The organism is Kitasatospora sp. NPDC047058 (assembly GCF_040643935.1).
Lineage (GTDB): Bacteria > Actinomycetota > Actinomycetes > Streptomycetales > Streptomycetaceae > Kitasatospora.
Genome location: NZ_JBEYVJ010000064.1, coordinates 1 through 25,654 on the forward strand (window position 1 = coordinate 1; position 25,654 = coordinate 25,654).

Annotated in this window: 20 protein-coding genes and 2 pseudogenes; 7 read left to right on the top strand and 15 right to left on the bottom strand. The window is 75.0% G+C overall.

Annotated elements, in window-relative coordinates:
• From ABZ885_RS13040 to ABZ885_RS13060, 5 genes and pseudogenes are all read left to right on the top strand, one after another.
• The coding region (locus ABZ885_RS13040; protein ID WP_360187097.1) for a helix-turn-helix domain-containing protein at positions 1-313 on the top strand (313 nt) is incomplete at its 5' end.
• 43 nt (positions 314-356) lie between these two features.
• Positions 357-779, top strand: a complete 423-nt coding sequence (locus ABZ885_RS13045; RefSeq protein ID WP_360187099.1) for a VOC family protein — start codon at positions 357-359, stop codon at positions 777-779.
• 6 nt (positions 780-785) lie between these two features.
• Positions 786-1,193, top strand: a complete 408-nt coding sequence (locus ABZ885_RS13050; protein ID WP_360187100.1) for an MmcQ/YjbR family DNA-binding protein — start codon at positions 786-788, stop codon at positions 1,191-1,193.
• Positions 1,194-1,383: 190 nt separating this feature from the next.
• Positions 1,384-2,262 (top strand): annotated as a pseudogene (ligD, locus tag ABZ885_RS13055) (non-homologous end-joining DNA ligase); the annotation flags it as partial.
• A 132-nt stretch (positions 2,263-2,394) separates the two neighbouring features.
• The gene (locus tag ABZ885_RS13060) at positions 2,395-3,246 is read left to right on the top strand and encodes a DNA ligase (protein WP_360187138.1); all 852 of its coding nucleotides are present in this window, start codon (positions 2,395-2,397) and stop codon (positions 3,244-3,246) included.
• Positions 3,247-3,332: 86 nt separating this feature from the next.
• Here the strand turns inward: ABZ885_RS13060 and ABZ885_RS13065 are convergent, their stop codons facing one another.
• From ABZ885_RS13065 to ABZ885_RS13110, 10 genes and pseudogenes are all read right to left on the bottom strand, one after another.
• Positions 3,333-3,962, bottom strand: a complete 630-nt coding sequence (locus tag ABZ885_RS13065) for a type 1 glutamine amidotransferase domain-containing protein (RefSeq protein ID WP_360187102.1) — start codon at positions 3,960-3,962, stop codon at positions 3,333-3,335.
• A gap of 3 nt (positions 3,963-3,965) precedes the next feature.
• Positions 3,966-4,289, bottom strand: coding sequence for a PRC-barrel domain containing protein (locus ABZ885_RS13070; RefSeq protein WP_360187104.1), 324 nt, complete (start codon positions 4,287-4,289; stop codon positions 3,966-3,968).
• 5 nt (positions 4,290-4,294) lie between these two features.
• On the bottom strand, positions 4,295-4,726 hold the full coding sequence (locus ABZ885_RS13075; RefSeq protein WP_360187106.1) for a hypothetical protein: 432 nt from the start codon (positions 4,724-4,726) through the stop codon (positions 4,295-4,297).
• Positions 4,727-5,247: 521 nt separating this feature from the next.
• Positions 5,248-5,667 (bottom strand): annotated as a pseudogene (locus ABZ885_RS13080) (DoxX family membrane protein); the annotation flags it as partial.
• Positions 5,668-5,977: 310 nt separating this feature from the next.
• Positions 5,978-7,573 carry a glutamine-hydrolyzing GMP synthase gene (guaA, locus tag ABZ885_RS13085; protein ID WP_360187107.1) on the bottom strand — a complete coding sequence of 532 codons (1,596 nt, stop codon included), beginning with the start codon at positions 7,571-7,573 and terminating at the stop codon, positions 5,978-5,980.
• Between the two features lie 1,068 nt (positions 7,574-8,641).
• A complete protein-coding gene (locus ABZ885_RS13090) occupies positions 8,642-10,180 on the bottom strand; it encodes a hypothetical protein (protein WP_360187109.1) in 1,539 nt (512 codons plus the stop codon).
• A 318-nt stretch (positions 10,181-10,498) separates the two neighbouring features.
• Positions 10,499-12,316, bottom strand: a complete 1,818-nt coding sequence (locus tag ABZ885_RS13095; RefSeq protein ID WP_360187111.1) for a GMC family oxidoreductase — start codon at positions 12,314-12,316, stop codon at positions 10,499-10,501.
• A gap of 106 nt (positions 12,317-12,422) precedes the next feature.
• Positions 12,423-14,054, bottom strand: a complete 1,632-nt coding sequence (locus tag ABZ885_RS13100; protein WP_360187113.1) for a succinic semialdehyde dehydrogenase — start codon at positions 14,052-14,054, stop codon at positions 12,423-12,425.
• Between the two features lie 87 nt (positions 14,055-14,141).
• Positions 14,142-15,887 (bottom strand): protein kinase, encoded by a 1,746-nt coding sequence (locus tag ABZ885_RS13105; protein WP_360187115.1) that lies wholly within the window; start codon positions 15,885-15,887, stop codon positions 14,142-14,144.
• A gap of 172 nt (positions 15,888-16,059) precedes the next feature.
• Complete coding sequence (locus ABZ885_RS13110) at positions 16,060-17,139, bottom strand: protein kinase (protein ID WP_360187117.1); 1,080 nt, start codon at positions 17,137-17,139, stop codon at positions 16,060-16,062.
• Positions 17,140-17,196: 57 nt separating this feature from the next.
• Between ABZ885_RS13110 and ABZ885_RS13115 the strand changes: the two genes are divergently transcribed.
• Positions 17,197-17,742, top strand: coding sequence for an SHOCT domain-containing protein (locus ABZ885_RS13115; protein WP_360187119.1), 546 nt, complete (start codon positions 17,197-17,199; stop codon positions 17,740-17,742).
• Positions 17,743-17,761: 19 nt separating this feature from the next.
• Here the strand turns inward: ABZ885_RS13115 and ABZ885_RS13120 are convergent, their stop codons facing one another.
• The gene (locus ABZ885_RS13120; RefSeq protein ID WP_360187121.1) at positions 17,762-19,786 is read right to left on the bottom strand and encodes a serine/threonine-protein kinase; all 2,025 of its coding nucleotides are present in this window, start codon (positions 19,784-19,786) and stop codon (positions 17,762-17,764) included.
• A 253-nt stretch (positions 19,787-20,039) separates the two neighbouring features.
• Here ABZ885_RS13120 and ABZ885_RS13125 point away from each other — a divergent pair, with 253 nt between their 5' ends.
• Positions 20,040-20,600, top strand: coding sequence for a hypothetical protein (locus tag ABZ885_RS13125; RefSeq protein ID WP_360187122.1), 561 nt, complete (start codon positions 20,040-20,042; stop codon positions 20,598-20,600).
• Between the two features lie 56 nt (positions 20,601-20,656).
• Here ABZ885_RS13125 and ABZ885_RS13130 read toward each other — a convergent pair whose 3' ends face one another.
• The 4 genes from ABZ885_RS13130 to ABZ885_RS13145 all read right to left on the bottom strand — a co-directional run bounded on the left by ABZ885_RS13130 (position 20,657) and on the right by ABZ885_RS13145 (position 25,430).
• Positions 20,657-21,784 (bottom strand): GuaB3 family IMP dehydrogenase-related protein, encoded by a 1,128-nt coding sequence (locus ABZ885_RS13130; protein WP_360187123.1) that lies wholly within the window; start codon positions 21,782-21,784, stop codon positions 20,657-20,659.
• 159 nt (positions 21,785-21,943) lie between these two features.
• Entirely contained in the window at positions 21,944-23,461 is a 1,518-nt protein-coding gene (gene guaB / locus ABZ885_RS13135) for an IMP dehydrogenase (RefSeq protein ID WP_360187124.1), read from the bottom strand.
• A gap of 251 nt (positions 23,462-23,712) precedes the next feature.
• Positions 23,713-24,294 (bottom strand): RNA polymerase sigma factor ShbA, encoded by a 582-nt coding sequence (gene shbA, locus ABZ885_RS13140; protein WP_360187139.1) that lies wholly within the window; start codon positions 24,292-24,294, stop codon positions 23,713-23,715.
• Between the two features lie 524 nt (positions 24,295-24,818).
• Positions 24,819-25,430: a response regulator transcription factor gene (locus ABZ885_RS13145; RefSeq protein WP_014136228.1), complete on the bottom strand. Its 612-nt coding sequence runs from the start codon at positions 25,428-25,430 to the stop codon at positions 24,819-24,821.
• Positions 25,431-25,654 lie beyond the last annotated feature (224 nt).

Genomic DNA, 25,654 nt, shown 5'->3' on the forward strand with positions numbered 1-25,654 from the left:
GGAGACCGGGTGGAGCAGCCGGCACCTCCAGGACCGGTTCCGGCGCGAGACCGGGCTGACCCCGAAGGCCGCCGCCCGGGTGATCCGCTTCGACCGGGTGCGGCACCTGCTGGGCGCGCCCGGTCCGGCACCCCGGCTGGCGGAGCTCGCCGCGCGCTGCGGCTACTTCGACCAGGCCCACCTGGCCCGGGAGTTCCGTTCGCTGGCCGGCTGCGCGCCCAGCGTGTGGCTGGCGGAGGAGGGGCCGGACGCGGCGAAGTTCCGAAACGTCCAAGGCGGGGCGGGTGCGGCGGCGCCAGAGTGGGAGCGGTGACGGCCGCCGGGCCGCCACCACCGCTCGGAGGAGGACTGCCGCCATGGACACCAAGACTCCCGCCCCGCAGGTCTGGCCCAGCCTGCGCGCCCGTGACGCCCGGGGGCTGATCCGCTTCCTGGCGGACGCCTTCGGCTTCCAGGAGGTCGTCGCGTACGGGGAGGGCGAGCTGGTCGCCCACGCCGAACTGGCCTGGCCCGAGGGCGGCGGCGTGATGCTCGGCTCGGACCGGCCCGACCCCGAGGGAACCGCCCCCTGGCCGGGGCGGCCGGGCACCTTCACCGCCTACGTGGTCACGGCCGACCCGGACGCGGTGCACGCCCGTGCCGTCGCCGCCGGGGCGCGGATCACCATGGACCTGCACGAGACCGACTACGGCTCGCGCGACTTCGCCGCCGACGACCCGGAGGGCAACCGCTGGTACTTCGGCACCTACCCGGGCGCGCCCCGCCCGGCGGCCGGCTGACCCGCGGTGCCCCGGCAGCCACGAGCCGCCGCCCACCCGGCGCAGGCGCCCGCGACGCGCGAGGAGACGCCCGGGGAGACGCCCGTCGAGCGGCTGCGGGCCGTCTGCCTGGCGCTGCCCGAGGTGGCGGAGCGGGTCAGCCACGGCGAGCCGACGTGGTTCGCGGGGGCGGGCCGGCGGGCGCGGGTGTTCGTGATGCTGGCCGACCACCACCACGACGACCGGCTGGCGTTCTGGTGCCCGGCCCCGGCCGGCGCCCAGGAGTCCCTGATCGCCGAGGACCCGGCGCGCTTCTTCCGGCCCCCGTACGTCGGGCACCGCGGCTGGATCGGCGTCCGCCTGGACGTGGCCCCGGTCGACTGGGCCCGGGTCGAGGACCTGGTCGCGGAGGCCCACGCCCTGGTGACCGGGTGAGCGGCGCGCCGGCCCGCCTGACCGGCGACCCGGTCCTGCGGGCGGCCGTCCGGGCCGCCGACGAGGAGCTCGTCCCCCTGCTCGCCCCGCCCGGCGGACGACCGACAGGGCACCGGGCCGGCCGGCCGGGCAGACTGGCTGCGCGGGCCCCGTGAACCCGCGCGGGGACCGGCGCAGCTCGGAGGCGGCCATGCCGCAGATGGTGGTGGACGGGCGCACGCTCGCCCTGTCGCACCTCGACAAGGTGTACTACCCGCGCACCGGCACGCTCAAGGGCGAGGTGCTGCGCTACTACGCGGCCGTGCACACCGCCCTGCTGCCACACCTGCGGGACCGGCCGGTCTCCTTCCTGCGCTGCCCGGACGGGGTGGAGGGCGAGGTGTTCGTCGCCAAGAACCCGCCCGCCGGGACGCCGCGCTGGGTGCGCACGGTGGAGGTGCCCAGCAGCGGCGGGGACCTCCGCCAGGTGGTGCTGGACGACGGCGCGGCGCTGCTCTGGGCGGCCAACCTGGGCTGTCTGGAGCTGCACGTGCCGCAGTGGCACGCCGCCGCGCCCGGGCTGGCCGACCGGCTGGTGCTGGACCTCGACCCGGGCGAGGGCGCGTCGGTGCTGACCTGCCGGACGGTGGCCCTCCTGCTGCGCGAGCGGCTGGCGGCGGACGGGCTGGGCTGCTGGGCGAAGACCTCGGGTTCCAAGGGGCTGCACCTGCTGGTGCCGCTGGAGCCGACGCCGAGCACCCGGGTCTCCGCGTACGCGAAAGCGCTCGCAGCCGGGCTGGAGGCGGCCCACCCGGACCTGGTCGTGCACACCATGGCGAAGGTGCGGCGCACCGGCCGGGTGCTGGTCGACTGGTCGCAGAACAACGCCAGGAAGACCACCGCCGCGCCGTACACCGTGCGGGCGCGCCCGCGGCCGACGGTGTCCACGCCGGTCTCCTGGGACGAGTTGGAGCGGGCCCGGTCGGAGGAGGACCTGGTCTTCACGATCGCCGACGTCCCCGGGCGGCTCGCGGAGTCGGGTGACCTGCTGGCCCCGCTGCTCGACCCCGGCCGGGCCCGCCCCCTGCCGTCCGCACCGTCACCCGTGCCCGAGGCCGCACGCGAACCCGAACCCGAACCCGAGTCCGAACCCGGGCCCGAGCGCCCCCGGGCACGTACGAGCGCCCGCAGCCCCCTCGTCCTGGACCCGCCCGTCGAGGTGATGCGCCCGGCCGCCGTCCCCACCGTCCCCCCGCCGGACGGGCTGGGCGGCTCGGGCGTGCTGTACGAGCTGAAGCTGGACGGCTTCCGCTGCGTGGCGTTCGCACGCGGGGACCGCCCGCCGTACCTCCAGTCACGGTCCGGGCGGGACCTCTCCGGCGAGTTCCCGCCGATCGCCGCCGCCGTCGCCCGGTTGCCGGCCGGGCTGGTGCTCGACGCGGAGCTGGTCGCCTGGCGCAACGGGCGGTTCGCCTTCGAGCAGCTGCTGCGCACCCGGCAGGCCCGCGCGGCGGACGACACCGCACTGGGGCTGATCGCCTTCGACGTCCTGGCGCTGCCCGGGCGTGACGTCCGGCGGCTGCCGCTCGCCGACCGGCGTCGGCTGCTCCTGGGGGCGCTCGCCGACGTCCCGCCGCCGATCCAGCCGGTGATGGCGACCACCGACCGGACCGAGGCGCTGACCTGGATGGAGCAGCTCGCCGACACCGGCGTGGAGGGACTGGTCTGCAAGGCCGCCGGCTCCGCCTACCGTCCGCGCCGCGCCGGCCAGGTCTGGGTCAAGTACCGGCGCAGCGAAACCGTCGACGCGACCGTCAAGGCCGTGGTCGGGACGGCGGCCCGGCCGCGGGCCGTGGTCCTGGAACTGGACGACGACCGGGTGCTGCTCTCCACCCCGCAGCTGGCGCCGGTGCAGGCCCGGCAGGTGGCGGAGGCGGTCGAGGGGAGGCTCGGCGAGCCGGTGCGCGATCCGGACCACGGGAGCATCCGGCCGCTGACCGCCCTGCTGCGGGCCGAGGTGACGGTCACCGGACGGCCGCCCACGGCGACCTTCGTCCGGCTACGCGGAGACTGAATCCCGCTGAGGCAACCGGACATTGACGGTTCGTCACCCCGCCTCGGAGGGCGGGCGGCCCAGGGCCCGTACCAGGCCGAGCGGCGTCACCGGGCGTGGCGGGAGGGGACGGGCTCGTGGGCGGTGGGCCAGGGCGGGCGCGATCTCGCGGGCGGGGCCTGGGCGAACTCCGTCACCAGGGTGTCGTCGAAGACCGGGAGGTCGGCCGGCTTGCGGCTGGAGATCAGGACCCCCGGCCCGTCGCGGCAGACGTGGACCTCCTCGTCGACCCAGTGGGCGCCGGCGTTGAGCAGGTCGGTGCGGATGCTCGGCCAGGAGGTGAGGGTCCGCCCGCGGACCACGTCGGCCTCCACCAGCGTCCACGGTCCGTGGCAGATCACCGCGACCGGCGTGCCGGAGGTGCAGAAGGCGCGGACGAACGCCACCGCGGCCGGGTCCATCCGCAGGTGGTCGGGGTTGGCGACACCGCCGGGCAGGACCAGGGCGTCGTAGTGCGCGGCGTCCGCCTCGGCGGCCACGTCGTCCACCGGGAAGGTGTCGGCGCGGTCCAGGTGCCGGAACGCCTGCACCCGGCCGGGGCGGGTGGAGACCAGCCGGGGTGTGCCGCCGGCCTCGGCCACCGCCTGCCAGGGGGAGGTCAGTTCGGCCTGCTCGACGCCCTTGGGCGCGACCAGGAAGGCCACCGTCCGGCCGGTGAGCGCGACGAGCTTCACCACGGCTCACCCCGTGTAGTGGTCGTCCAGCATGGAGCGGCCGAGGGCGGTCAGTTCGGAGGCGGCGGGCGGCGGGGCGGAACGGACCCGGGCGCGCGGGCAGTCCAGGTGGACCACCAGTTCGAGGTGGTCGATCCGGGCCACCAGCCCCACCGGGACCAGCAGGCGGGTGCCCCGCACCCACGGTCCGGCGTCGACCACCAGGTGGTCGCCGACGTCCTGCTCGACCCGGCCGAGCGGTCCGTCGGTCGCCTCCACCTCGTAGCCGGCCAGGCTCAGATCGGTGGCGTGATGGGAGCCCGGACGGTACTCCCACAGGTCGGTCGTCATGGCACTCACGCCTCCGGCTGGTCCCAGGGACGGCGTTCCCCGCGGTCCCGGCGCGGGCGGCGGGTACGGTCGTCGCCGCCGAGGAGGTCGATCTCCCCCAGTTCGGCGGACCGCCCCGGACGGCGTCGGCGCAGCAGGGCCGCCGCACCGACGGCGGCCGCCACACTGAGCGCCCAGACCAGGGCCACCGCGACCAGCACGGGCGTGGTCGGGGTGCGCACGCCGACGCTGAGGCAGATCACCGACATCACCAGCGCGGTCATCAGCACACCGGGTGGCAGCTTCTCGCCCACGCGACGCAGCCCGGTCCGGAACCGGCTCGGCTGCTTGGCCCCCATCGTGCTCAACCGGCGGTCCAGGCGCGTGTCCTGGCGCAGATCGGACTCGATCTCCTCCAGGAGCCGCCGCTCCCGGCCGCTCAACGCGGGTCCGTCCATCTCGGTCACCTCCGCCACATCCGGTGACGTCGTCCCTCACACCCGGGCCGTTGCCCGCTCCGGGTGTCCGTTAACCACTCCGGCCGCGCCCACCCGGGCCGGAAGCACTCGGTCCCGCACCACCCGGTCCGCCGGCGCCCAGGCCGGCCGGAGCGGCGGAAGCCGCCGGACGGCCGGTGCCGACCGGAGAAGGCGCAGTACTGGCCGGCCTTCGGCTGGACGACGTAGACCGCGTCCCCGGTCGCCGGGTCCTTGACCTGGGCCGAGCCGCCGACCGGGACGCTCGCCGCGGCCACCGAGACCGGCGGTCCGGCCGGCGTCTTCCCGGCGGGGGCCGGGGCGGCGGACGGGCCGGCCGCCTTCTTGTCCCGCCCGAAGGTGGCGGTCAGCGAGCCGGTGAGCAGGCCGGCCCCGCCCATGGCGACGGCCGCGATGCCGCCGTCGACCAGCGACCGCCGGCGGACGTGGTCCTCGCGCAGCCCGCGTGCGCGGTCCCGGGCGGCCCGCCGGGCCAGGTAGCCGTCCAGCGAGAGGTAGGGGGTGCCGGCCAGCACCAGCGGGGTCCAGGCCATCAGGTAGGCGAGGTCGTTGCCGAGGTAGTACGGCGAGACGTTCCAGCTGACGGTCAGCCAGAGGCTCAGGTTGATCAGCGCGCCGCCGAGGGCCGCGAGCCGGCCCCAGAGGCCGAGCAGGGTGCCCAGGCCGACCGCCAGCTCGCCGAAGGCGATGGCCAGCGCGAACAGGGTCGGCGCGTCGAGGGCGAGGCCGAGCAGGAAGGAGATCGGGCTGGAGCCCTTGGCCGCCTGGGTCTGCGAGACGAAGGAGGCCGGGTCGCCCGCGCCCGCCAGGTAGTGGTTGTCGGCGAGCTTGTCGAGCGCCGCGTAGACGAAGGTGACGCCGAGGAAGAGCCGCAGCGGCAGCAGCGCGTACCGCGAGGCCAGGGCCCGGTACCGGTCCGCCGGCCCGGTTCTTCCGTCCGGGTCCGCACCGCTCGCCACCGCGCCGCCGGTCTCCACGGAGCCGCCGGCCTCCACGGGGCTGCTGACCTCCGTCATCCCTCACACCTTCCCTCGCGGCCTGCCAGTTCCTGACAGGTCCGGTCCGCATTCTGCACGGTTGTGAGCGCTTTCGGTGGGACGTCCCACCCGGTTGGCCCGCTGCACCGCGAACGGCCGCGCCGCCGTTCCCTTGAATACGGAAACGACGGCGCGGCCGTTCAACACCGGTTCGGTCAGAACCGGCCGGGAGTGATCACTCCCACTCGATGGTGCCCGGCGGCTTGCTGGTGCAGTCCAGCACCACGCGGTTGACGTCGCGGACCTCGTTGGTGATCCGGGTGGAGATCTTCGCCAGCACCTCGTACGGCAGGCGCGACCAGTCGGCCGTCATGGCGTCCTCGGAGGACACCGGGCGCAGCACGATCGGGTGGCCGTAGGTGCGGCCGTCGCCCTGGACGCCGACGCTGCGGACGTCCGCCAGCAGCACGACCGGGCACTGCCAGATCTCGCGGTCCAGGCCGGCCGCGGTCAGCTCCTCGCGGGCGATGGCGTCGGCCTCGCGCAGCAGGTCCAGACGCTCCCTGGTGACCTCGCCGACGATCCGGATGCCCAGGCCCGGGCCCGGGAACGGCTGGCGCTGGACGATCTCCTCCGGCAGGCCGAGCTCCTGGCCGACCATCCGGACCTCGTCCTTGAACAGCTTGCGCAGCGGCTCGACCAGCTGGAACTGCAGGTCCTCGGGCAGGCCGCCGACGTTGTGGTGGGACTTGATGTTGGCGGTGCCGGTACCGCCACCGGACTCCACCACGTCCGGGTACAGGGTGCCCTGGACCAGGAACTCCACCGACTCGCCGTGCTCGCCGGCCTCGGCGATGATCTCGGCCTGGGCCTGCTCGAAGACCCGGATGAACTCGCGGCCGATGATCTTGCGCTTCTCCTCGGGGTCGCTGACCCCCTTCAGCGCGGTCAGGAAGCGCTCCTGCGCGTCGACGACCTTCAGCTGGACGCCGGTGGCCGCGACGAAGTCCTTCTCGACCTGCTCGGTCTCGCCCTTGCGCATCAGGCCGTGGTCGACGTAGACGCAGGTCAGCTGCTCGCCGATGGCCTTGTTGACCAGGGCGGCCGCGACCGCGGAGTCCACGCCGCCGGAGAGGCCGCAGATGGCGCGCTTGTTGCCGACCTGGGCACGGATCAGCGCGACCTGCTCGTCGACCACGTTGCCGGTGGTCCAGTTCGGCGCGATGCCGGCGCCGCGGTAGAGGAAGTGCTCCAGGATCTGCTGGCCGTGGTCGGAGTGCAGCACCTCGGGGTGGTACTGCACGCCGTAGAGCCGGGCCTCGTCGTTCTCGAAGGCCGCGACCGGCACCACGTCGGTGGACGCGGTGACGGTGAAGCCCTCGGGGGCGGCCGAGCAGGCGTCGCCGTGCGACATCCACACCGAGTGCTGCGCCGGAACGCCCTCGAACAGGGTCGAGCCGGTGCGGGAGACGGCCAGCGGGGTGCGGCCGTACTCGCGGGCGCCGGTGTTGTCGACGGTGCCGCCGAGCGTCTTGGCCATCAGCTGGAAGCCGTAGCACATGCCGAAGACCGGCACGCCGGCCTCGAAGATCGCGCGGTCGAGCTGCGGCGCGCCCTCCTCGTAGACCGACGACGGACCGCCGGAGAGGATGATCGCCTTCGGGTTCTTGGCGAGCATCTCGGCGACCGGCATGCTGCTCGGCACGATCTCGCTGTAGACCCGGGCCTCACGCACCCGGCGGGCGATGAGCTGGGCGTACTGGGCACCGAAGTCGACGACCAGGACGGTGTCGGTCTCGGGTGCGGACTGGTCGGGAATAGCAGAGGACACAGACGGCCTTCCGGCAGCGGTACGAAAGGTGTCGCGCAGCGCTTCCTCCGAGAGGGGCGGCGGCGGGCGACGAGCGGGGGTCTGGCACCGAGTCTACCGGGCGGGCCGGTTTCACTCGTCTGCACGTCCAGGAGACCGTGACCGTACGGGCCGCCGGTTCGTTGCTTCTGACGACCGCACGACCGCGCCGCGCCCGCCAGGTGCGCCGCCTCCGCCCCGGCAGGGGCGCCGTACGTGCGGGCGTGCAGGACCACGCGTGGAGCTCATCCCAGTCCACCGGCGCGCGTGGCGCCGCCGCGGCCCCGGCCCCGCCGGGAGCGGGGCGCCGTGGGACCGTGCGCGGGTGCAGCGGCCGGCACAGCAGGGGACAGCGACCCCGGCCGCGACTGGACCAAGGAGGTGGGGCGGCCGGCCCCCGGGGACGCCCGGAGGCCGGCCGCCGCACCCCGGCGCGACCCCGGCGCGACCCCGGCGCACAAGTCCACCGTCCCGCGCCGCTACGCGCGTCCCCGTGCGCTCCGGCCATCATCACTACGCACCGTGATCATCGAACCGGCCTGCCCGGACGTCCCCGACGGCCCCCGGACGGCTCCGGGGAGAGTGCACCGCACCGGCCGGGCCGAAAATGGACTGTGCCGAATCATGCCGAATCGGTTGCAGAGCAAGCCCTCCGTCCAGCACGATGCTGCGTGGAAGAGGTTCTCCCGGTGGCCGAAGGCCGACCGTGGAGGCCCGTCCCGGTGCCGCCGACACCCTCGGTGGCAACGATTATCACCTCACGCTCCGTGAGCGAGGGCCCGGTGCAGCCATGCGCGCCGGCCCGCCGCACCGCGAGCGTGCGCGCCCCGCGCGACCGGCCCACCCACGCCGGTGCCGTGGTGACGCGGCCCCCCGGACCAACCGACAGGACGGCGCTCCTCCCCCGGCGCCGTCAACCCAGCACCGGCGCAGCCCTGACGCCGCGTGCTGAGCGACAAAGGGCCCCGTTCCCCCGCGGGGCCCTTTGCCCTGTCCGGCGCCCTGTCCGGCGCGCCCGGTCCCGGGGCGCCGTGTCCGGGGCCGCGCGCCCTACGGCTGCTTGCGCCAGACGCTCGGGTCGACCGGGGGCTCCGCACCGGCCCCCGGCGCGGCGGCACCGGGCGGCAGCGGCGCCTCGCCCGAGCCGACCACGTCACCCACCACCGGACCGGCGCCCTGCCCCGGCAGGTACGGCCCGGCGGCCGCCCCCGGCTCCGGCGCCCCGCCCGCGAGAACGGCACCGCCGGACGGCCCGCCCTGCGGCGGCACCGCACCCGCAGGAACGCCGGCCGGGGTCCTGAACACGGCCGCCAGCAGCGGCGGCACCGCCAGCGCGCCGACCGCCGCCCACACCACGTCGGCCGCCAGCAGCGTGCCGAAGTCCAGGCCGGCCGAGAACTCCCGGACGGCGTCCGACCGCGAGCTCCGGCCGGCGCCGTCCGAGCCCCCCGTCGTCGCCACGAAGCCGGCCACGGTCATCAGCAGGGTGAACCCGGTGGCGGACACGGCGGCGAGCCGAATCCGGTCCGCCGCGTCCAGCCGGCGACGGTGCGCCGTCCAGCCCAGGTGGACCGCCGCGGCCACCGCGATCAGCACGGTCCAGCGCCACTCACCGTTCGCGCCGTGCAGGTCGAAGAGCGAGAACTCGTCGTCCGGGCGGCCGCCCCGGCCGTAGCCGCCGTAGCCGTCGTCGTACGGGCGGGCGCCGTCGTGCGCCCGGACGGTCGCGCCCGAGCCCAGGCCGAGCAGGACCAGGCCGAGGTTCGGCAGGAACGCCACCGAGGCACCGGTCGCCCAGCCCTCGTCCTGCACGGCGACCAGGACGAACCCGACCAGCGAGGCCAGGCCCACCGAGACGGCCGCCGACCGGCCCGCGGTCAGCCCGGCCACCGCCCAGCCGCGCACCGCGCGGTTGCGCCACGCCGCCCAGCGCAGCGCGTCCGTCCCGTACACGGCGAAGGCGAGCAGCCCGGCCAGCAGGGCGCTCCAGCCGACCGCCTCCGGCCAGCCCGACTCCGAGCCGTACAGCAGGCCGCCGGAGTACCGGCCGGTCCCCGCTCCCCGGCCGCCGTCCGGGTACCAGGTCGCTCCGCCGACGAGGCCGGTCAGCAGGGTCACGGCGGCCACCACCAGGGCGGTGCGCAGCGCCTCGCCGGCCGCCTGCCCCCGGGTCGGCTGCGCACCGGTGCGGGCCTGCCGGAGGCGGACGCCGGAGCGCAGGCCGAGCCAGAGCGCGAACAGCCACAGCACGGTGACCGTCATCGGCACCGCCCGCACCTGGATCTCCGCGGCGGCCCGGCCGAACACCCCGCCGGTGCCGGTGAGGCCCAGCCGGAAGGGGGCTCCGAGCGCGCCCAGGGACATCGCCAGGGCGGTGCCGAAGCGGTCGCCGAAGCCGGGCGGCTCCGCGAAGGCGAACTCGTAGTCGTCCGGGATCGCCGCGAACAGCGCCGCGAGCAGCAGCACCGCGGTCGGCGCGATCACCGCCCTGAGCGCCGGGTACCAGTCCTCGACGGTGAGCCGGCGCAGCACGACGGGCCGCCCGGCGGCCGGGTCGTACGGCGTGCCGGCGCCCCAACGGCCCGCCACGGGCGGGACGGTGGGCGGTGCGGCTGGCGGCGCGGTGGCCGGAGGCGCGGTGGGCGGCGGGGGCGGTACGGCGAACGGCGCGGCGGCGGGAACGGGCGGGGCTCCCGCCGGCGGAGGCGGTACCGGCGGCCGTCCGCACGAGGCGCAGCCGGCCGCCCCGTCCGCCGAAGCCGCGCCGCACGATGCGCAGATGGCCATAGGCCGTGATCCCCCCTGAGACGGCATGTCCCTGGTCCCCCCAGGGAGCCCGTTTATCCCATCGTGCGCGGACGGCTGTCAACCGGCCCGGACGCACCGCCGGGCCCGGCCGACGGAGCCTCAGGAGTCCTGCGCGTCACGCTTCTTCGGCACCTCGGGGACGGCCAGCAGCGGCAGCCGCAGCGCGCCGAAGGCGCCCTCGGGCACCGCCGGGCGCACCGGCGCGACCGGCTCGACCCGCCGGTACGCCTCGCCCGGGGCCGGACGCCGGTCCTCCTCGCCCTTGTTCGGCCACATCGACAGGGCCCGCTCGGCCTGCGCCGTGATGGTCAGCGAGGGGTTCACCCCGAGGTTGGCGGAGACCGCCGAGCCGTCCACCACGCTGATCCCGGGGTGCCCGTAGAGCCGGTGGTACGGGTCGACCACGCCGGTGTCGGCGGAGTCGCCGATCGGGCAGCCGCCGAGGAAGTGGGCGGTCATCGGGATGTCGAAGATCTCGCCGACGGTGCTGCCCGCGAAGCCGTTGATCTCGTCGGCCAGCGCCTGGGCGCCCTGCTCGGCGGCCGGGATCCAGGTCGGGTTGGGCTCGCCGTGGCCCTGGGCGGAGGTCAGCCGGCTCCTGCCGAGCGCGCCCTTCTTCAGCGAGACGGTGATCGAGTTGTCCAGCGACTGCATCACCAGGCCGATGATCGTCCGCTCCGACCAGCGGCGCTGGTTCATCGAGCGGGCGAAGGTCACCGGGTGCCGCACCGAGTTGCCCAGGTAGCGCAGCCAGCGCGGGCCCCTGCCGCCGCCCGTGACCTGCGCGATCGACAGCGCGCCCATCGCGTTGGAGCCCTTGCCGTAGCGGACCGGCTCGATGTGGGTGTTCGCGTCCGGGTGGATCGAGGAGGTGATCGCGACGCCCTTGGTGAAGTCCGCCCGGGTGCCGTACCGCCGGTCGGTGGTCTGCGCGCCCACCAGCGCCTCGGAGTTGGTCCGGGTCAGCTCGCCCAGCCGGCCGGAGATCCGCGGCAGGTGGCCGCCGTCGCGCATCCGGTGCAGCAGCGACTGGGTGCCGTAGGTGCCGGCCGCGACCACCACCCGGGCCGCGGTGATGGTCCGCGCCCCCGCCTTCACCGGGTCGGTGGTCGAGCGGGCGTCGGTCCGGCGGACGTCCACCTTGAAGCCCTGCGTCCCGTCGGCCACGGCGTACTCGCGGATCCGGGCCACCGTGGTGAGCGGGTGGATCTCCGCCCCGAGGCGCTCGGCCAGGTGGAGGTAGTTCTCGGTGAGCATGTTCTTGGCGCCGTGCCGGCAGCCGGTCATGCACTCGCCGCACTCCACGCAGGCCCGTCGGGCGGGGCCGGCCCCGCCGAAGTACGGGTCCGCGATCTCGTCGCCGGGCGCCGCCTTGGCGCAGCCTTCGGCGTCCTTGCCGTCACCGAAGAAGACCCCGACCGGCGCCATGTGGAAGGTGTCGCCGACCCCCATCTGCTCGGCGGCCGCCTTGAGGTGGACGTCGGACGGGGTGACGGTCGGGTTGAGCCGGACGCCGAGCATCCGCTGCGCCTGGTCGTAGAACGGCGCCAGCTCCTCCTGCCAGTCGGTGATGTGCGCCCACTGGCGGTCCTCGAAGAACGGCTTCGGCGGCACGTACAGGGTGTTGGCGTAGTTCAGCGAACCGCCGCCGACCCCGGCGCCGGCCAGGATCAGCACGTTGGCCAGCAGGTGGATCCGCTGGATGCCGTACAGGCCGAGCTTCGGCGCCCACAGGTACTTGGCCAGGTCCCAGGAGTTCCTGGGCAGTTCGTCGCGCTCGAACCGGCGGCCGGCCTCCAGCACGGCGACCCGGTAGCCCTTCTCGGCCAGCCGCAGCGCGGAGACCGAACCACCGAAGCCCGAGCCGATCACGACCACGTCGTAGTCGAACTCCGCCTCATCGCGGGACCCCACCATGTGCCACTGCTCCTTCGGGAACTACGGGACTTCGGGACTACGGGACTTCGGGAACCACGGGAACCACAGGGAAGCCGGACGAACGGGAACGGCCGGACGGAACGGCCTACTTGAACCGCAGCGCCTTCAGCACCCGCAGACCGCCGGTGAACACCGCGGCGAACTGCCGGTCGTCCAGCCCGAACGACGGCGCGAGCGGCATCAGCCGCTGGCTGGCGATGGTCTGCGCCTCGGTGAAGCGCAGCAGTCCCTCGGCGCCGTGCCGCCGGCCGAGCCCGGACTCGCCCATGCCGCCCATCGGCGAGGCGACCGAGCCGTACGCGGCCGCGTAGGCCTCGTTGACGTTGACCGTGCCGGTGCGCAGCCGGGCCGCGACCGCCCGGCCGCGCCGCACGTCCTTCGTCCAGACGCTGGAGTTCAGGCCGTACGGGGTCGAGTTGGCGGCGGTCACCGCCTCCTCCTCGGTGTCGAAGCGGTAGACCGAGACCACCGGGCCGAAGGTCTCCTCGGCGCAGACCGCCATCTCCGGGGTGACGCCGTCCAGGATGGTCGGCTCGTAGAAGAAGGGGCCGAGGTCGGGCCGGGCCCGGCCGCCGGCCACCACGGTGGCACCGGCCTTGACCGCCTCGTCCACGTGCCGGGTGGTGGCGTCCAGCTGCCGGACGGAGACCAGCGAGCCCATGTCGGCGCCGTACGCGAGGCCGCCGCCGAGCCGCAGCGCGCGGGTGCGCGCGGCGAACCTGGCCAGGAACTCGTCCGCCACCGAGCGGTGCACCAGCAGCCGTTCGATCGAGATGCAGAGCTGCCCGGCCGAGGAGAAGCAGGCCCGGACGGCGCCCTCGGCGGCCCGGTCGAGGTCGGCGTCGGCGAGCACCAGCAGGGCGTTCTTGCCGCCGAGTTCGAGCGAGGCGCCGACCAGCCGGGCGGCGGCGCGCTGGGCCACCTCGCGGCCGGTGCGGGTGGAGCCGGTGAACGAGACGTAGTCGGCGTGCTCGACCACGGCCGGGCCGATCACCGGGCCGTCGCCGACCACGATCTGCCACAGGTCGGCCGGCAGCCCGGCCTCGACCAGCAGCTCGCGGGCCCAGAGCGCGGTCAGCGCTGTCTGCGTGTCCGGCTTGTTGACCACGGCGTTGCCGGCCACGAAGGCGGGCAGCGCGTCGCCGATGGAGAGCTCCAGCGGGTAGTTCCACGGCGAGATGTGCCCGACCACGCCCTTGGGCCGGCGGGCCTCGACCGCCTGGGTGAGCACCGGCAGCGCGCCGCCGCGCCGCTTGTCGCGCAGGTAGCCGTGCGCGGCGCGGCCGTAGTGCCGGGCGGCCATGGCGACCGCCAGCACCTCCTCGAAGGCGTGCAGCCGGGCCTTGCCGGTCTCGGCCTGGATCAGGTCGAGCACCTCGTCCTGGCGCTTGAGCAGCAGGTCGTGGAAGCGCAGCAGGACGGCGGCGCGGCGGCGCACCGGCAGCGCGGCCCAGGCCGGCTGGGCGCGGCGGGCCAGCTCGTACGCGACCTCGACGTCGGCCGGGGTGGACTGCGGCAGGCCGGCCAGCCGCTCGCCGGTCAGCGGGGCGACGGTCTCCACCAGGCTGGGTTCGCCGGTCGCGGTGATGCCGCCGGCCAGGCGGGCGACCAGCGACGACGGGACGGCCGCGGCGACGGTGCGGCCGCCGCCGGGGGCGGCGGGGTTACCGGTCGCGGAGCGTTCGGTGGCCACTGCGTCTGCTGTGAGGTCCGACATACGGCGCAGCCTAGGCGCTCGGCGGCCGGTTCGGTACCCGTGGGTAACAAGAATCTGCCGCCGCCGGGCGAATGCGGGCGCCCCGGGTCAGCGGGTCGGCGTGAAGTAGTGGAGCACCGCGCTGAAGCGCTGTTCGGCCTCGTTCCACTCGTTGCCCCGCTCCGGGCTGGACGAGTAGATCGCGTAGCTGGTGCCGTCGTCGTCGATGAACTCGGCCTCGACCGCCCGCCGCCGGCCGCCGCCCTGGGCGGCGTAGCTGAACTCCCAGACGGCCGCCTCGTGGCCGTTCACCGCGACGCTGGTCAATTTGTGCTGCTTGTAGTCCTTCAGCGACTTGGAGACGGTGGTCTCCATCTGCCGCATGTGGTCCAGCGGCTTGACCGACTGCCCGACGGTGACGGCGAACTGCAGGTAGTGCGCCTTGTTGTCGGGGCTGTAGTAGATCTGGTTGTCGGACGTGGCGGTGCGCTGCCAGACCGGGCTGCCCGAGGGCAGCGGGAAGCGGAAGCCGGCCGGGTCGTCGACCCAGTGGTAACCGCTGGGCGCCGCCGGCTCGGGGCTCGCGTCGTTGGTCGGCTCCGGGCTGGCCGTCGGGGTGGGGTCGGCGACCGGGGTCGCGTGGTGCCGGGTGGCCAGGAAGGTCGCCCCGGTGGCCACCACGGCGACGGCCAGCCCGACCGCGGCGATCCGCAGGGCGTTGCGGCGCGCGGCCGGTCCGCGCGCGGGCGCGACGGGGTGCGACACCGGCGTGACCGGCCCGGTGGGCGCCCCCGCGACCGCGACGGACGCCGGCGCGGGCACGGGCACGGGCACGGGCGCGCCCGGAACGTCCGCCACGGTGGCCGGCGGCCGCTGCTGCGGCACGGTCGGCCCGGTCGGCGGCTCCGCGGCCTCGGCCGGGGCCGGGCCGGACGGCTCACCGGTCCGGTCGACCACCGGCACCGACTGGGTCGGCGTCTTCACCGGCGCGACCGGCTTGAAGCCCATGGTGTGCCCGGCCTGCACCTCGGCCAGCAGCCGGGCCGCCTCGTCCGCGGTCGGCCGGTCGGCCGGGTCCTTGGCCATCAGCGCGGCCAGCACCGGCCCCAGCGCGCCGGCCCGGCGCGACTCCGGCAGCGGGTCGGCGACCACGGCGGCCAGGGTGGTGATCGGCGAGTCCCGGCGGAACGGCGACTGGCCCTCCACCGCCGCGTACAGCGTCGCGCCGAGGCCCCACAGGTCGGAGGCCGGGCCGGGACGCTCGCCCTGGGCCCGCTCGGGCGCCAGGTAGTCCGGCGAGCCGACCAGGTCACCCGGCCGGGTCAGCTCGGTCGAGCCCTCGTACTTCGCGATGCCGAAGTCCAGCAGCACCACCCGCCCGGTGCCGCGCTCCAGCAGCACGTTGGCCGGCTTCACGTCCCGGTGCAGCACGCCCAGCTGGTGGCCCCGGTGCAGGGCCGCCAGCACCTGGCTGCCGACCTCGGCGGCGGCGCGCGGCTGCAGGGTGCCGTCCTGGCTGATCACGTCGGCCAGCGAGCGGCCGTCGACCAGCTCCATCACGATCCACGGCCGGCCGTCGTGCTCCAGCACGTCGTGCACGGTGATCACGCCGGGGTGCTTGATCCGGGCGGCCGCGCTGGCCTCCCGCTTCATCCGGGCGTGCAGGATCTGCAGGTCCTCCTCGGGGAGGTGGTTGACGGTCAGCTCCTTGACCGCGACCTCGCGGTCCAGCATCCGGTCCCAGGCGCGCCAGACCGTGCCCATGCCGCCCCGGCCCAACCGGTCACCCAGCTCGTAGCGTCCGGCCAGCAGCCGCTCCGCCTCGGCCGCCTCCGGCCGGTCCTGCACGCCCATCGGCGACCGCTCCCCCTCATCCACCTGCCGTCACCGCGACGGAGGGCCCGGTGCAGACCACTTTTCGAACAGATCCCACGCACACATTAGGCGCAGTGCCCGCACCCCGGTAATCTCCCCCGCCCACCGGACCGGCCGAACCGGCCCCGAGGGCACCGTCAGCCTGCGAACATCAGCCCGCGAACAGCACCACGGCCGCCACCCCGAGCACCAGCAGCAGGAAGACCCCGCCCACCAGCACCGGCCCGAGCAGCGCCGGAGGTATCAACGGCCGCCGGTCCGGCGCCGCCACCGCCTCCCCGGACGGCCCGCCCCGGCCGCGCCGGCGCGGCGTCATCGGCACCAGCGGCCCCTCCGGCCGCAGCGCCAGGGCCCGCGCCGCCCGCTCCTCGTCGGCCGGCTCCGGCGCACCCGCCAGCAGGTCCGCCAGCTCCCGCCGGACCGCGGCCGCGGTCGGCCGCAGCGCCGGATCCGGCTGCAGCAGCCGCTCCACCAGCGGCGCCAGCGGCCCGCACACCGTCGAGGGCTCCCGCCGGCCGTCCCGCACCGCCGTCACCAGCTCCGGCACGTCCCGGTCCGGGAACGGCGAACGGCCGGTCACCAGCCGCTGGACCAGCACGCCCAGCGCCCAGCAGTCACCCGCCGGACCGCCGTCCAGCGGCCAGCGCTCCGCCACCGGGCCGACCAGGGTGGCCCGCACCTCGTACCGGCGGCGCCCGCCGGGCCCGCCCAGCTCCTCGGCCAGCGCCTCCTCGGCCACCCCCGGGAGCAGGCCGCCCAGCATCGCCGCGCCGTCCTCGCAGACCACCACCGAACCCGCGGTCAGATTGCCGTGCGTGAGCCCCGCCTCGTGCAGCGCCCGCAGCGCGCCGGCCAGGTCGGCCGCCAGCTCGGCGGCCCGGTACGGCGGCACCGGCCCGGCCCCGGCCAGCTCGGCCAGCGGAACCCCGGCCGGCTGCTCCTCGACCGTCCACAGCAGCTCGCCGTCGGCGAACACGCCGCTCCCCTGCAGCAGCCTGGGGTGCACCGGAGCCGCGGATCCGGCCGCCGCCACCCGGCGGACCAGCCGCTCCGCCTGCTCGGGCACCGGCTCGTCCGGGTCCTGACCACCGGTCAGCACCGCGGGAAGCTCCAGGCCGTGCAACCGGACGGCCTCACCGGTCCGCTCGTCCACGGCGGAGGCGTGCAGCAGATCCGGACGGTCCGTCAGCCGGTAACGCCCCGCCAGCACCTGCCCCGGGCCCGCTCGCATGCGTGTTCCTCTCGCTCGCGCCCCAGCCTAGTCGGCGCGCCGCATTAGGCTCGGTCCATGGACTGGACCGATCTGATCGATGCGGCCTTCGACGTGGCCGGCAACAGCAGCAGTGACACCCGGGCCACGGCCCTGCGCACCGTCGAGGCGAGCGTCGCACCCGACGAGAAGCCGGTCGCCTCGACGGCCGGACGCCACCCCGACCACTTCCGCAAGGGCGTGCTGGTCCTCACCACCCACCGGCTGCTCTTCCTGAAGGACGGCAAGCCGCCCGTCCCGGTTCCGCTGTCCGCGGTGACCGACGCGACCGTCACCCGGACCCGGATCAACGGCGAGGTGCTGCTGGTGGTCGCCCTCACCGGCTCGCACCGGTTCGAGGACGTGGTCAAGGCCGAGGTGTTCGCCGAGCAGGTCCGGGCGGCCGCCCGGCTGGCCCGCAACGCCGTCCAGCAGGTGCAGGCCGGGCCGGCCGCCGCTCCCGCCGCCCCTGCCGCCTCCGGCGCCGAACTGCTGGACCAGCTGGAGCGGCTGGCCGCCCTGCACGCCTCCGGTGCGCTCACCGCCGACGAGTTCAGCCGCGCCAAGCAGCGCCTGATCGGCTGAGCTCCCGGACGGCGTCGGGCTACGGCGCGGGCTGGAAGGTGCTGAACACGACGTCCCGGATGCCCGCCTGCGCCGCCCAGTCCGCGTCCGGCACGATCCAGTAGATCGAGTAGCCGTACTTGGCCGGGGTGCCGGTGACGAAGCCCCGGTTGAGCGAGTGCATCTTGGGCGTGCCGTTGGTCCACTCCCAGTCCGCCGCGTTGGTCCACTGCCGGTAGGTGATCGCCGACAGGTTCACCCGCTGGTAGTTGCTGACCTGACCGCGGATCGCGGGCTCGGACTCCTGCCAGTCGGCGACGGCGCTCGGGCCGGGCGTGGTGGTCCACTCGATCCGCAGCTGGCTGCCGTTGGCGCTCTTGAAGATGCGGCGGTTGGGGTCCGTTCCGGTGGGCTGCAGCCCGTCGGGCAGCGCCACCGAGAAGCCGGACGGGTCCTTGTACTCGTGGAACCCGGCGGGCACGGCCGGAGCGGCCGGTGCGGCCGGGGTCGTCGCGGCGGGGGCCGGGGTGGCGGCCGGGGTGGCCGGCTGCGCGGGCGGTGTCGGGGCCTGGGCCGCCGCGCTGCTGGGCGCCGCCGCCGGGCCGCCGGTCCCCGGGGTGCCCGTGGCCGGGCCGCCCGCCGGGGTGGCCGGAGCCGCCGGGGCCGTGGCGGTCTGGCTCTCGGTGGCACCGGTGGCTCCGGCGGCGGAGGTGGTGGCCACCACCGGTCCGCTGCTGCCCGCGCCCTTGGGCGAGTGGTCGTCGGAGCTGCCGAGGGCCTGCACCACCGCGATCACCCCGGCGATCAGCACCAGCACCAGCACCGCGGTGACCACGGCCAGCCGCCGGCGGCCGTTGCGCGGGTCCGCGCCGGCCGCCTGGGTCGCGCCGAGCGTCCACTCGCTGGTCACCGGCCGGATCGGATCGGCCGCGGGCGCACCGGCCTCGGCCGGCGGCTGCGCGACGGCCGCCTCCCCGGCGCTCCCGGCACTCCCGGCGGAGCCGCCGGAGCCGGAGCCGTCGGAACCGGCCGTCGCGGCCGTCCCGGCGGTGCCCGCGTTCCCGGCGTCCGCGGCCCGGCTGCCGACCCGGACGGTGCCGAGCAGCCCGCCGACCGACCGCTTCGCCTTCGGCTCGGCCGGGGCCTGCGCCGGCTCGTCCGCCGCCTTCGCCGCGGACTTCCCCGACTCCTTCACCGGCATCGCGTGCTCGGTGGTCGACTCCGCCCGCGCGGTGGCGTCGGCCACCACCCGCTTCAGCATCGACCGGGTCTGCGAGGCGTCCAGCCGCTCGGCCGGGTCCTTCGCCAGCAGCCCCTCGATCACCGGCAGCAGCGGCCCGGCGTTCAGCGGCGGGCTGAGCTCCTCGGTCATCACCGCGGTCAGGGTGGCCAGCGCCGAGCCCCGGTCGTACGGCGGCCGGCACTCGACCATCGCGTACAGCGTGCCGCCCAGCGACCAGAGGTCGGCCGGCGGGCCGGGCTTCTGCCCGCGGGCCCGCTCCGGGGATATGTACGACGGCGCGCCGACCAGCATGCCCGTGGAGGTCACCGAGGCGTCCCCCTCCACGCTGGCGATGCCGAAGTCGGTGAGCACCACCCGGCCGTCCTCGCCGATCAGCACGTTGGACGGCTTCACGTCGCGGTGCAGGATGCCGTGGGCGTGCGCGGCGCTGAGCACGCCCAGCACGTCGAGCGCGATCTCGGCGGCCCGGGCGGGAGCCAGCGGGCCGTCCTCCTTGATCACGTCGGCCAGCGAGCGGGACTCGACCAGCTCCATGACGATCCACGGCCGGTCGTCCTCCTCGACCACGTCGAAGACGGTGACCGCCGAGTTGTGCCGGATCCGGGCCGTCGCCTTGGCCTCGCGCAGCGTCCGGACGATCAGCCGGTGCTTCTCGTCCTCCTCGACGCTGCCGTTCATCCGCAGTTCCTTGACCGCGACGATCCGGCCGAGCATCTCGTCCTCGGCACGCCAGACGGTGCCCATGCCGCCGCGGCCGAGCACCGCCTCCAACCGGTAGCGTCCGGCCAGGAGGCGGCCGGTGGAACCCTGCGCCTGGGTCATTCGGAACGTTCCCCCATATGGTGCTGGCCGGTCGAGGTGACTGCGCGTCGGCCCGACGCCGGGCCAGAACGCCAAGCCTCCATCATCCCCTGTCCCGTGTGTCCTCGACCACCCGGCCCCCGGCCACCCTCACGCCGGTCCTGGCCGGACCCGGCGCTCCGTGCCCGATCTGTGATCGAAAACCCTGTCGGACCGGCCCGGCGCGCTGCTAACGTTCGGCAGCTCACAGTCTTTCCGGGGGGATTCGACGCCCATGACCGCACCCGAACCGGGCGCTGACGGCCAGTCGGGACGGCCACGAACGGCACAGCACTTCTCGCTGGCCCCCGAACCCGAGACGCCCGAGGGCTACATCGCCCCCGGCATGCCCGGCACGCCGGTGGCCGGTTACCACCCCGAGCCCGCCGAACGGCCGCGCCGCCGCCGGACCGCAGCCGCCGTCACGGCCGCCCTCGCCGCCATGCTGGCCGGCGCGCTCGCGTACGGCGCCGCCGCGGCCCGGGTCGAGGGCGCCATCGGCTGGCTCGCCATCGCGCTGGCCGCGGCCGTCGCCTGGCCGCTCGGCCGGCTCGGCGGCCGCAGCCTCCTGCTGCCCCCGCTGGGCGCGCTGCTGGCGGCCGGGGCGCTCCTCCTCGGCCAGCTGCTCGGCCAGACGCTGCGCCTGCACCACCTGGACGGCACCCCGTACGGCGACCTGCTCCGCGACGCCCTGCCGCTCTGGCGCGCCGACCGCCACCCGGTGGACCTCGCCTTCTACGGCATCGCCGTCATCGGCGGCTTCCTGCTCACCCGCCGCACCGCCTCGCCGCAGTAGCACCGAGCCCCCGACGGACCGGGTCCGACGGGGGCGCTGGCGCAGGGTCAGCCGGCTCAGCGGTGGCGGAGCGCCGGGTTGACGGTCACCTCGACCCGCTGGAACTCCTTGAGCTCCGTGTAGCCGGTGGTGGCCATCGCGCGGCGCAGCGCGCCGAACAGGTTCATGGTGCCGTCGGGGGTGTGCGACGGGCCGGTGAGGATCTCCTCGGTGGTGCCGACGGTGCCGAGGTCCACCCGCTTGCCGCGCGGCAGCTCCTCGTGCACGGCCTCCATGCCCCAGTGGAAGCCCTTGCCGGGCGCGTCGGTGGCGCGGGCCAGCGCGGCACCGATCATCACCGCGTCGGCGCCGCAGGCGACGGCCTTCGGGATGTCGCCGCTGTAGCCGACGCCGCCGTCCGCGATCACGTGCACGTAGCGGCCGCCGGACTCGTCCATGTAGTCGCGGCGGGCGGCGGCCACGTCGGCGACGGCGGTGGCCATCGGCACCTGGATGCCGAGCACGTTGCGGGTGGTGTGGGCGGCGCCGCCGCCGAAGCCGACCAGCACGCCGGCTGCACCGGTGCGCATCAGGTGCAGCGCGGCGGTGTAGGTGGCGCAGCCGCCGACGATCACCGGGACGTCCAGCTCGTAGATGAACTGCTTGAGGTTGAGCGGCTCGGCGCCGCTGGAGACGTGCTCGGCCGAGACGGTGGTGCCGCGGATGACGAAGACGTCGACGCCGGCGTCCACGACGGCCTTGGAGAACTCGGCGGTGCGCTGCGGGGAGAGCGCGGCGGCGGTGACCACGCCGGAGTCGCGGACCTCCTGGATCCGCTGCTTGATCAGCTCGGCCTTGATCGGAGCGGAGTAGATCTCCTGCAGCCGGCGGGTGGCGGCGGCCTCGTCGGTGATCGAGGCGATCTCGTCCAGCAGCGGCTGCGGGTCCTCGTAGCGGGTCCAGAGGCCTTCCAGGTTCAGCACGCCCAGGCCGCCGAGGCGGCCGATCGCGATGGCCTGCTGCGGCGAGACCACGCTGTCCATCGGGGCGGCCAGGAACGGCAGCTCGAAGCGGTAGGCGTCGATCTGCCAGGCGATCGAGACCTCCTTCGGGTCACGCGTACGGCGGCTGGGGACGACGGCGATGTCGTCGAAGGCGTACGCCCGGCGGCCGCGCTTGCCTCGCCCGATCTCGATCTCAGTCACTTCGAGCCCTTCTGGTTTGTTGCTCATGCCCGCCGGGTCACCCCGGCCGCCCCCCAGTATCCCGCACCACCCCGTCCGACGCCCCGACGGCCCGGGGTGCGGACACGCACGGAGGCCCGCCACCCCGGGGGGGGTGACGGGCCTCCGCGGAGCGTGCGGTCAGCCGCGGCTGGTGTAGTTCGGAGCCTCGACGGTCATCTGGATGTCGTGCGGGTGGCTCTCCTTCAGACCGGCGGAGGTGATCCGGACGAAGCGGCCCTTGCTCTCCATCTCGGCGATGGTGGCGGCACCGACGTAGCCCATGGTCTGGCGCAGACCGCCGACCAGCTGGAACAGCACGGCCGCCAGCGGGCCGCGGTAGGGCACCTGGCCCTCGATGCCCTCGGCGATCAGCTTCTCGTCGGAGGTGACCTCGCCCTGGAAGTAGCGGTCCTTGGAGAAGGAGCGCGCCTGGCCGCGGGTCTGCATCGCGCCCAGCGAGCCCATGCCGCGGTAGGACTTGAACTGCTTGCCGTTGATGAACAGCAGCTCGCCCGGGGACTCCTCGCAGCCGGCCAGCAGCGAGCCCAGCATCACGGTGTCGGCACCGGCGGCGAGCGCCTTGCCGATGTCGCCGGAGTACTGCAGGCCACCGTCGCCGATGACCGGCACGCCGGCCGCCTGGCAGGCCTGGGCGGCCTCGTAGATCGCGGTGACCTGCGGGACGCCGATGCCGGCGACCACGCGGGTGGTGCAGATGGAGCCGGGGCCGACGCCGACCTTGACGCCGTCCACGCCGGCGTCGATCAGCGCCTGGGCGCCGTCACGGGTGGCGACGTTGCCGCCGACCACGTCGACCCGGACGGCCGACTTGATCTTCGCGATCCAGGCCAGCGCGTTGTGGCTGTGCCCGTGCGAGGTGTCCACGACCAGGAAGTCGACGCCCGCCTCGACCAGGGCCTGGGCCCGGTCGAACGCCTCGGCGCTGGCGCCCACGGCGGCGCCGACCAGCAGACGGCCCTCGGCGTCCTTGGCGGCGTTCGGGTACTTCTCGGCCTTGACGAAGTCCTTGACGGTGATCAGGCCCTTGATCCGGCCCTCGTCGTCGACCAGCGGCAGCTTCTCGATCTTGTGGCGGCGGAGCAGCGCCATGGCGTCCTCGCCGGAGATGCCGACCTTGCCGGTGATCAGCGGCATCGGGGTCATGATCTCGCGGACCTGGCGGCTGCGGTCCGACTCGAAGGCCATGTCGCGGTTGGTGACGATGCCGAGCAGCTTGCCCGCCCCGTCCGCGATCGGCACGCCGCTGATCCGGAACTTGGCGCAGAGCGCGTCGGCCTCGGCCAGGGTGGTCTCCGGGCCGACCGTGATCGGGTCGGTGACCATGCCGGACTCCGAGCGCTTCACCAGGTCGACCTGGTTGGCCTGGTCCTCGACCGACAGGTTGCGGTGCAGCACGCCGACGCCGCCCTGGCGGGCCATCGCGATGGCCATCCGCGACTCGGTGACCTTGTCCATCGCCGCGGAGAGCAGCGGGATGTTGACGCGCACGTTCCGGGAGACCCGCGAGGAGGTGTCGACCTGGTTCGGCAGCACCTCGGAGGCCCCGGGCAGCAGCAGCACGTCGTCGTACGTGAGCCCGAGCATCGCGAACTTCTCGGGTACGCCTGCGGCGTTGACGCCAGTGTTAATGGGCATTTCGGGGGTACCTTCCGTGGCCGGCCTATTCCGCTCGCGCCCTGAGGGTGGGGGCGCTGTCATCGCTCACTCGCTCAGGCCGCCGAAAGCCCGGTGCCGTTGGAGGAACCTCCAGGGGAACCCCGCTCGCACCGCCGAAACTTTGGCAACCCGCCCAGGCGCCGATACCCCATGGTACTGGCACCGCGAATGTGTCCTCGTGTGCCCTTGACAACACCCGGCACCCGTGGCTCATTCCGGCCGGGCAGCGGTCAGGAGGACTCCTCCGCGAGGGCCCGCAGCCGGCTGAGCGCGCGGTGCTGGGCGACCCGCACGGCACCGGGAGACATCCCCAGCACCTCGCCGGTCTCCTCCGCCGACAGCCCGGCGGCCACCCGCAGCAGCACCAGCTCGCGTTGACGGGCCGGCAGGTTGGAGAGCAGCTCCTTGGCCCAGGCGGCGTCGCTGCTGAGCAGCGCCCGCTCCTCCGGGCCGAGCGCCTCGTCCGGCACCTCCGGCATGTCGTCCGGCGGGATCACCGTCGAGCCCGGCCCGCGCATCGCGGCGCGCTGCAGGTCGGCGATCTTGTGGGCGGCGATGCCGTAGACGAAGGCCTCGAACGGCCGACCCTGGTCCCGGTAGCGCGGCAGCGCGCAGAGCACCGCCACGCAGACCTCCTGGGCGACGTCGTCGACGTGGTGCCGGGCGCCGCCGGGCAGCCGGACCAGCCGGCCGCGGCAGTAGCGCAGGGCCAGCGGGTGGACGTAGGCGAGCAGCGCGTCGATCGCCGGGCCCTCGCCGCGCACGGCGGCCGCGACCAGCTCGCCGACCAGCGGGGAGCCGCCGGTGCCCAGCACCGGTGCCCGGTCGGGGCCGATCCCGCCGCCGGCCGCCCGTCGGGCGGCCGCGTCCGCACCGGCTGCGTGGTCGCCGTGGTCCGGCCCGCCGTCGCCGGGATCCGCGTACGACGGATCGTGACCCGGGCCGGAGGGCTCGGCCTCCACCGGGTCCGCCTCGCCGGCAGTACCGGCCACGTCGTCGCGCATCGGTCCATGGTGCCTGGTCGAGCGGGAAAACGCGGCACCGCGTCCGGAGTTGTGCACCGGAACGTTATGCGGTGCGGCGCCGCGCGCCGCGCCGGCGCGCACCACCGGCCCCTCCTGCACCGTGCCGCCTCCCGCCCCGCCGCTGTCGGTGGTGGTCCCGTCCGTCGCGCCGTCCGCCGAGTGTCCTGCGGCTGCGTGGTTCGCCGCAGTGCCTGTCCGCTGGTCCCCGAGGTGCTCCACCACTCCATGGTGCAACCTCGGGACCGTAACGTCACACGCCCCGACGGGAGGAATCGCGAGCAGCCCGCCGCGGCCGGCGGAGCCGCCGGCGGTCAGCGGACCAGGCCCCACCGGAAGCCCAGGGCCACCGCGTGCGCGCGGTCCGAGGCGCCGAGCTTCTTGAACAGCCGCCGGGCGTGGGTCTTGACGGTGTCCTCGGAGAGGAACAGCTCGCGGCCGATCTCGGCGTTGCTGCGGCCGTGGCTCATGCCCTCCAGCACCTGGATCTCACGCGCCGTCAGCGTCGGCGCGGCCCCCATGTCGGGGCTGCGCAGCCGGCGCGGGGCGAGCCGCCAGGTCGGGTCGGCGAGGGCCTGGGTGACGGTGGCCCGGAGCTCGGCGCGCGAGGCGTCCTTGTGCAGGTACCCGCGGGCGCCGGCGGCCACCGCGAGGGCGACGCCGTCGAGGTCCTCGGCGACGGTGAGCATGATGATCCGCGCGCCCGGGTCGGCGGACAGCAACCGCCGGACGGTCTCGACCCCGCCGAGGCCGGGCATCCGGACGTCCATCAGAACGAGATCGGAGCGGTCGGCCACCCAGCGGCGGAGGACCTCCTCCCCGTTCGTCGCGGTGGTGACCCGGTCGACGCCGGGTACGGTCGCGACCGCGCGGCGAAGCGCCTCGCGGGCGAGCGGGGAATCGTCGCAAACGAGAACGGAAGTCATGACCGTCGTCCTCCGCAGCTGATCCGCGTCACGTTGAGCCTCCTGGCTGGTACGAATCTCTCCGACACGGCCGATTGGCGACGGACCCGGTGCCGATCGCCTGAACTTCCCCGCGATCGTTCCCGACGTCCGGCGCCCGCTAACCGCCTCCGCACTTCCAACGACCGTCACTCGAATGAGTTACGGCCTTCAGGGCCATCTCCACCACTGTACGTGGCCGACCC

What these genes read in the sequence shown, in the direction of transcription:
- ABZ885_RS13045 (WP_360187099.1), top strand. Translation starts at nt 357, where the DNA reads ATGGACACCAAGACTCCCGCCCCGCAGGTCTGGCCCAGCCTGCGCGCC.
- ABZ885_RS13060 (WP_360187138.1), top strand. Translation starts at nt 2,395, where the DNA reads ATGCGCCCGGCCGCCGTCCCCACCGTCCCCCCGCCGGACGGGCTGGGC.
- ABZ885_RS13070 (WP_360187104.1), bottom strand. Translation starts at nt 4,289, where the DNA reads ATGACGACCGACCTGTGGGAGTACCGTCCGGGCTCCCATCACGCCACC.
- ABZ885_RS13075 (WP_360187106.1), bottom strand. Translation starts at nt 4,726, where the DNA reads ATGGACGGACCCGCGTTGAGCGGCCGGGAGCGGCGGCTCCTGGAGGAG.
- ABZ885_RS13095 (WP_360187111.1), bottom strand. Translation starts at nt 12,316, where the DNA reads ATGGTGGGGTCCCGCGATGAGGCGGAGTTCGACTACGACGTGGTCGTG.
- ABZ885_RS13100 (WP_360187113.1), bottom strand. Translation starts at nt 14,054, where the DNA reads ATGTCGGACCTCACAGCAGACGCAGTGGCCACCGAACGCTCCGCGACC.
- ABZ885_RS13105 (WP_360187115.1), bottom strand. Translation starts at nt 15,887, where the DNA reads ATGGGCGTGCAGGACCGGCCGGAGGCGGCCGAGGCGGAGCGGCTGCTG.
- ABZ885_RS13110 (WP_360187117.1), bottom strand. Translation starts at nt 17,139, where the DNA reads ATGCGAGCGGGCCCGGGGCAGGTGCTGGCGGGGCGTTACCGGCTGACG.
- ABZ885_RS13115 (WP_360187119.1), top strand. Translation starts at nt 17,197, where the DNA reads ATGGACTGGACCGATCTGATCGATGCGGCCTTCGACGTGGCCGGCAAC.
- ABZ885_RS13120 (WP_360187121.1), bottom strand. Translation starts at nt 19,786, where the DNA reads ATGACCCAGGCGCAGGGTTCCACCGGCCGCCTCCTGGCCGGACGCTAC.
- ABZ885_RS13125 (WP_360187122.1), top strand. Translation starts at nt 20,040, where the DNA reads ATGACCGCACCCGAACCGGGCGCTGACGGCCAGTCGGGACGGCCACGA.
- guaB (WP_360187124.1), bottom strand. Translation starts at nt 23,461, where the DNA reads ATGCCCATTAACACTGGCGTCAACGCCGCAGGCGTACCCGAGAAGTTC.
- ABZ885_RS13145 (WP_014136228.1), bottom strand. Translation starts at nt 25,430, where the DNA reads ATGACTTCCGTTCTCGTTTGCGACGATTCCCCGCTCGCCCGCGAGGCG.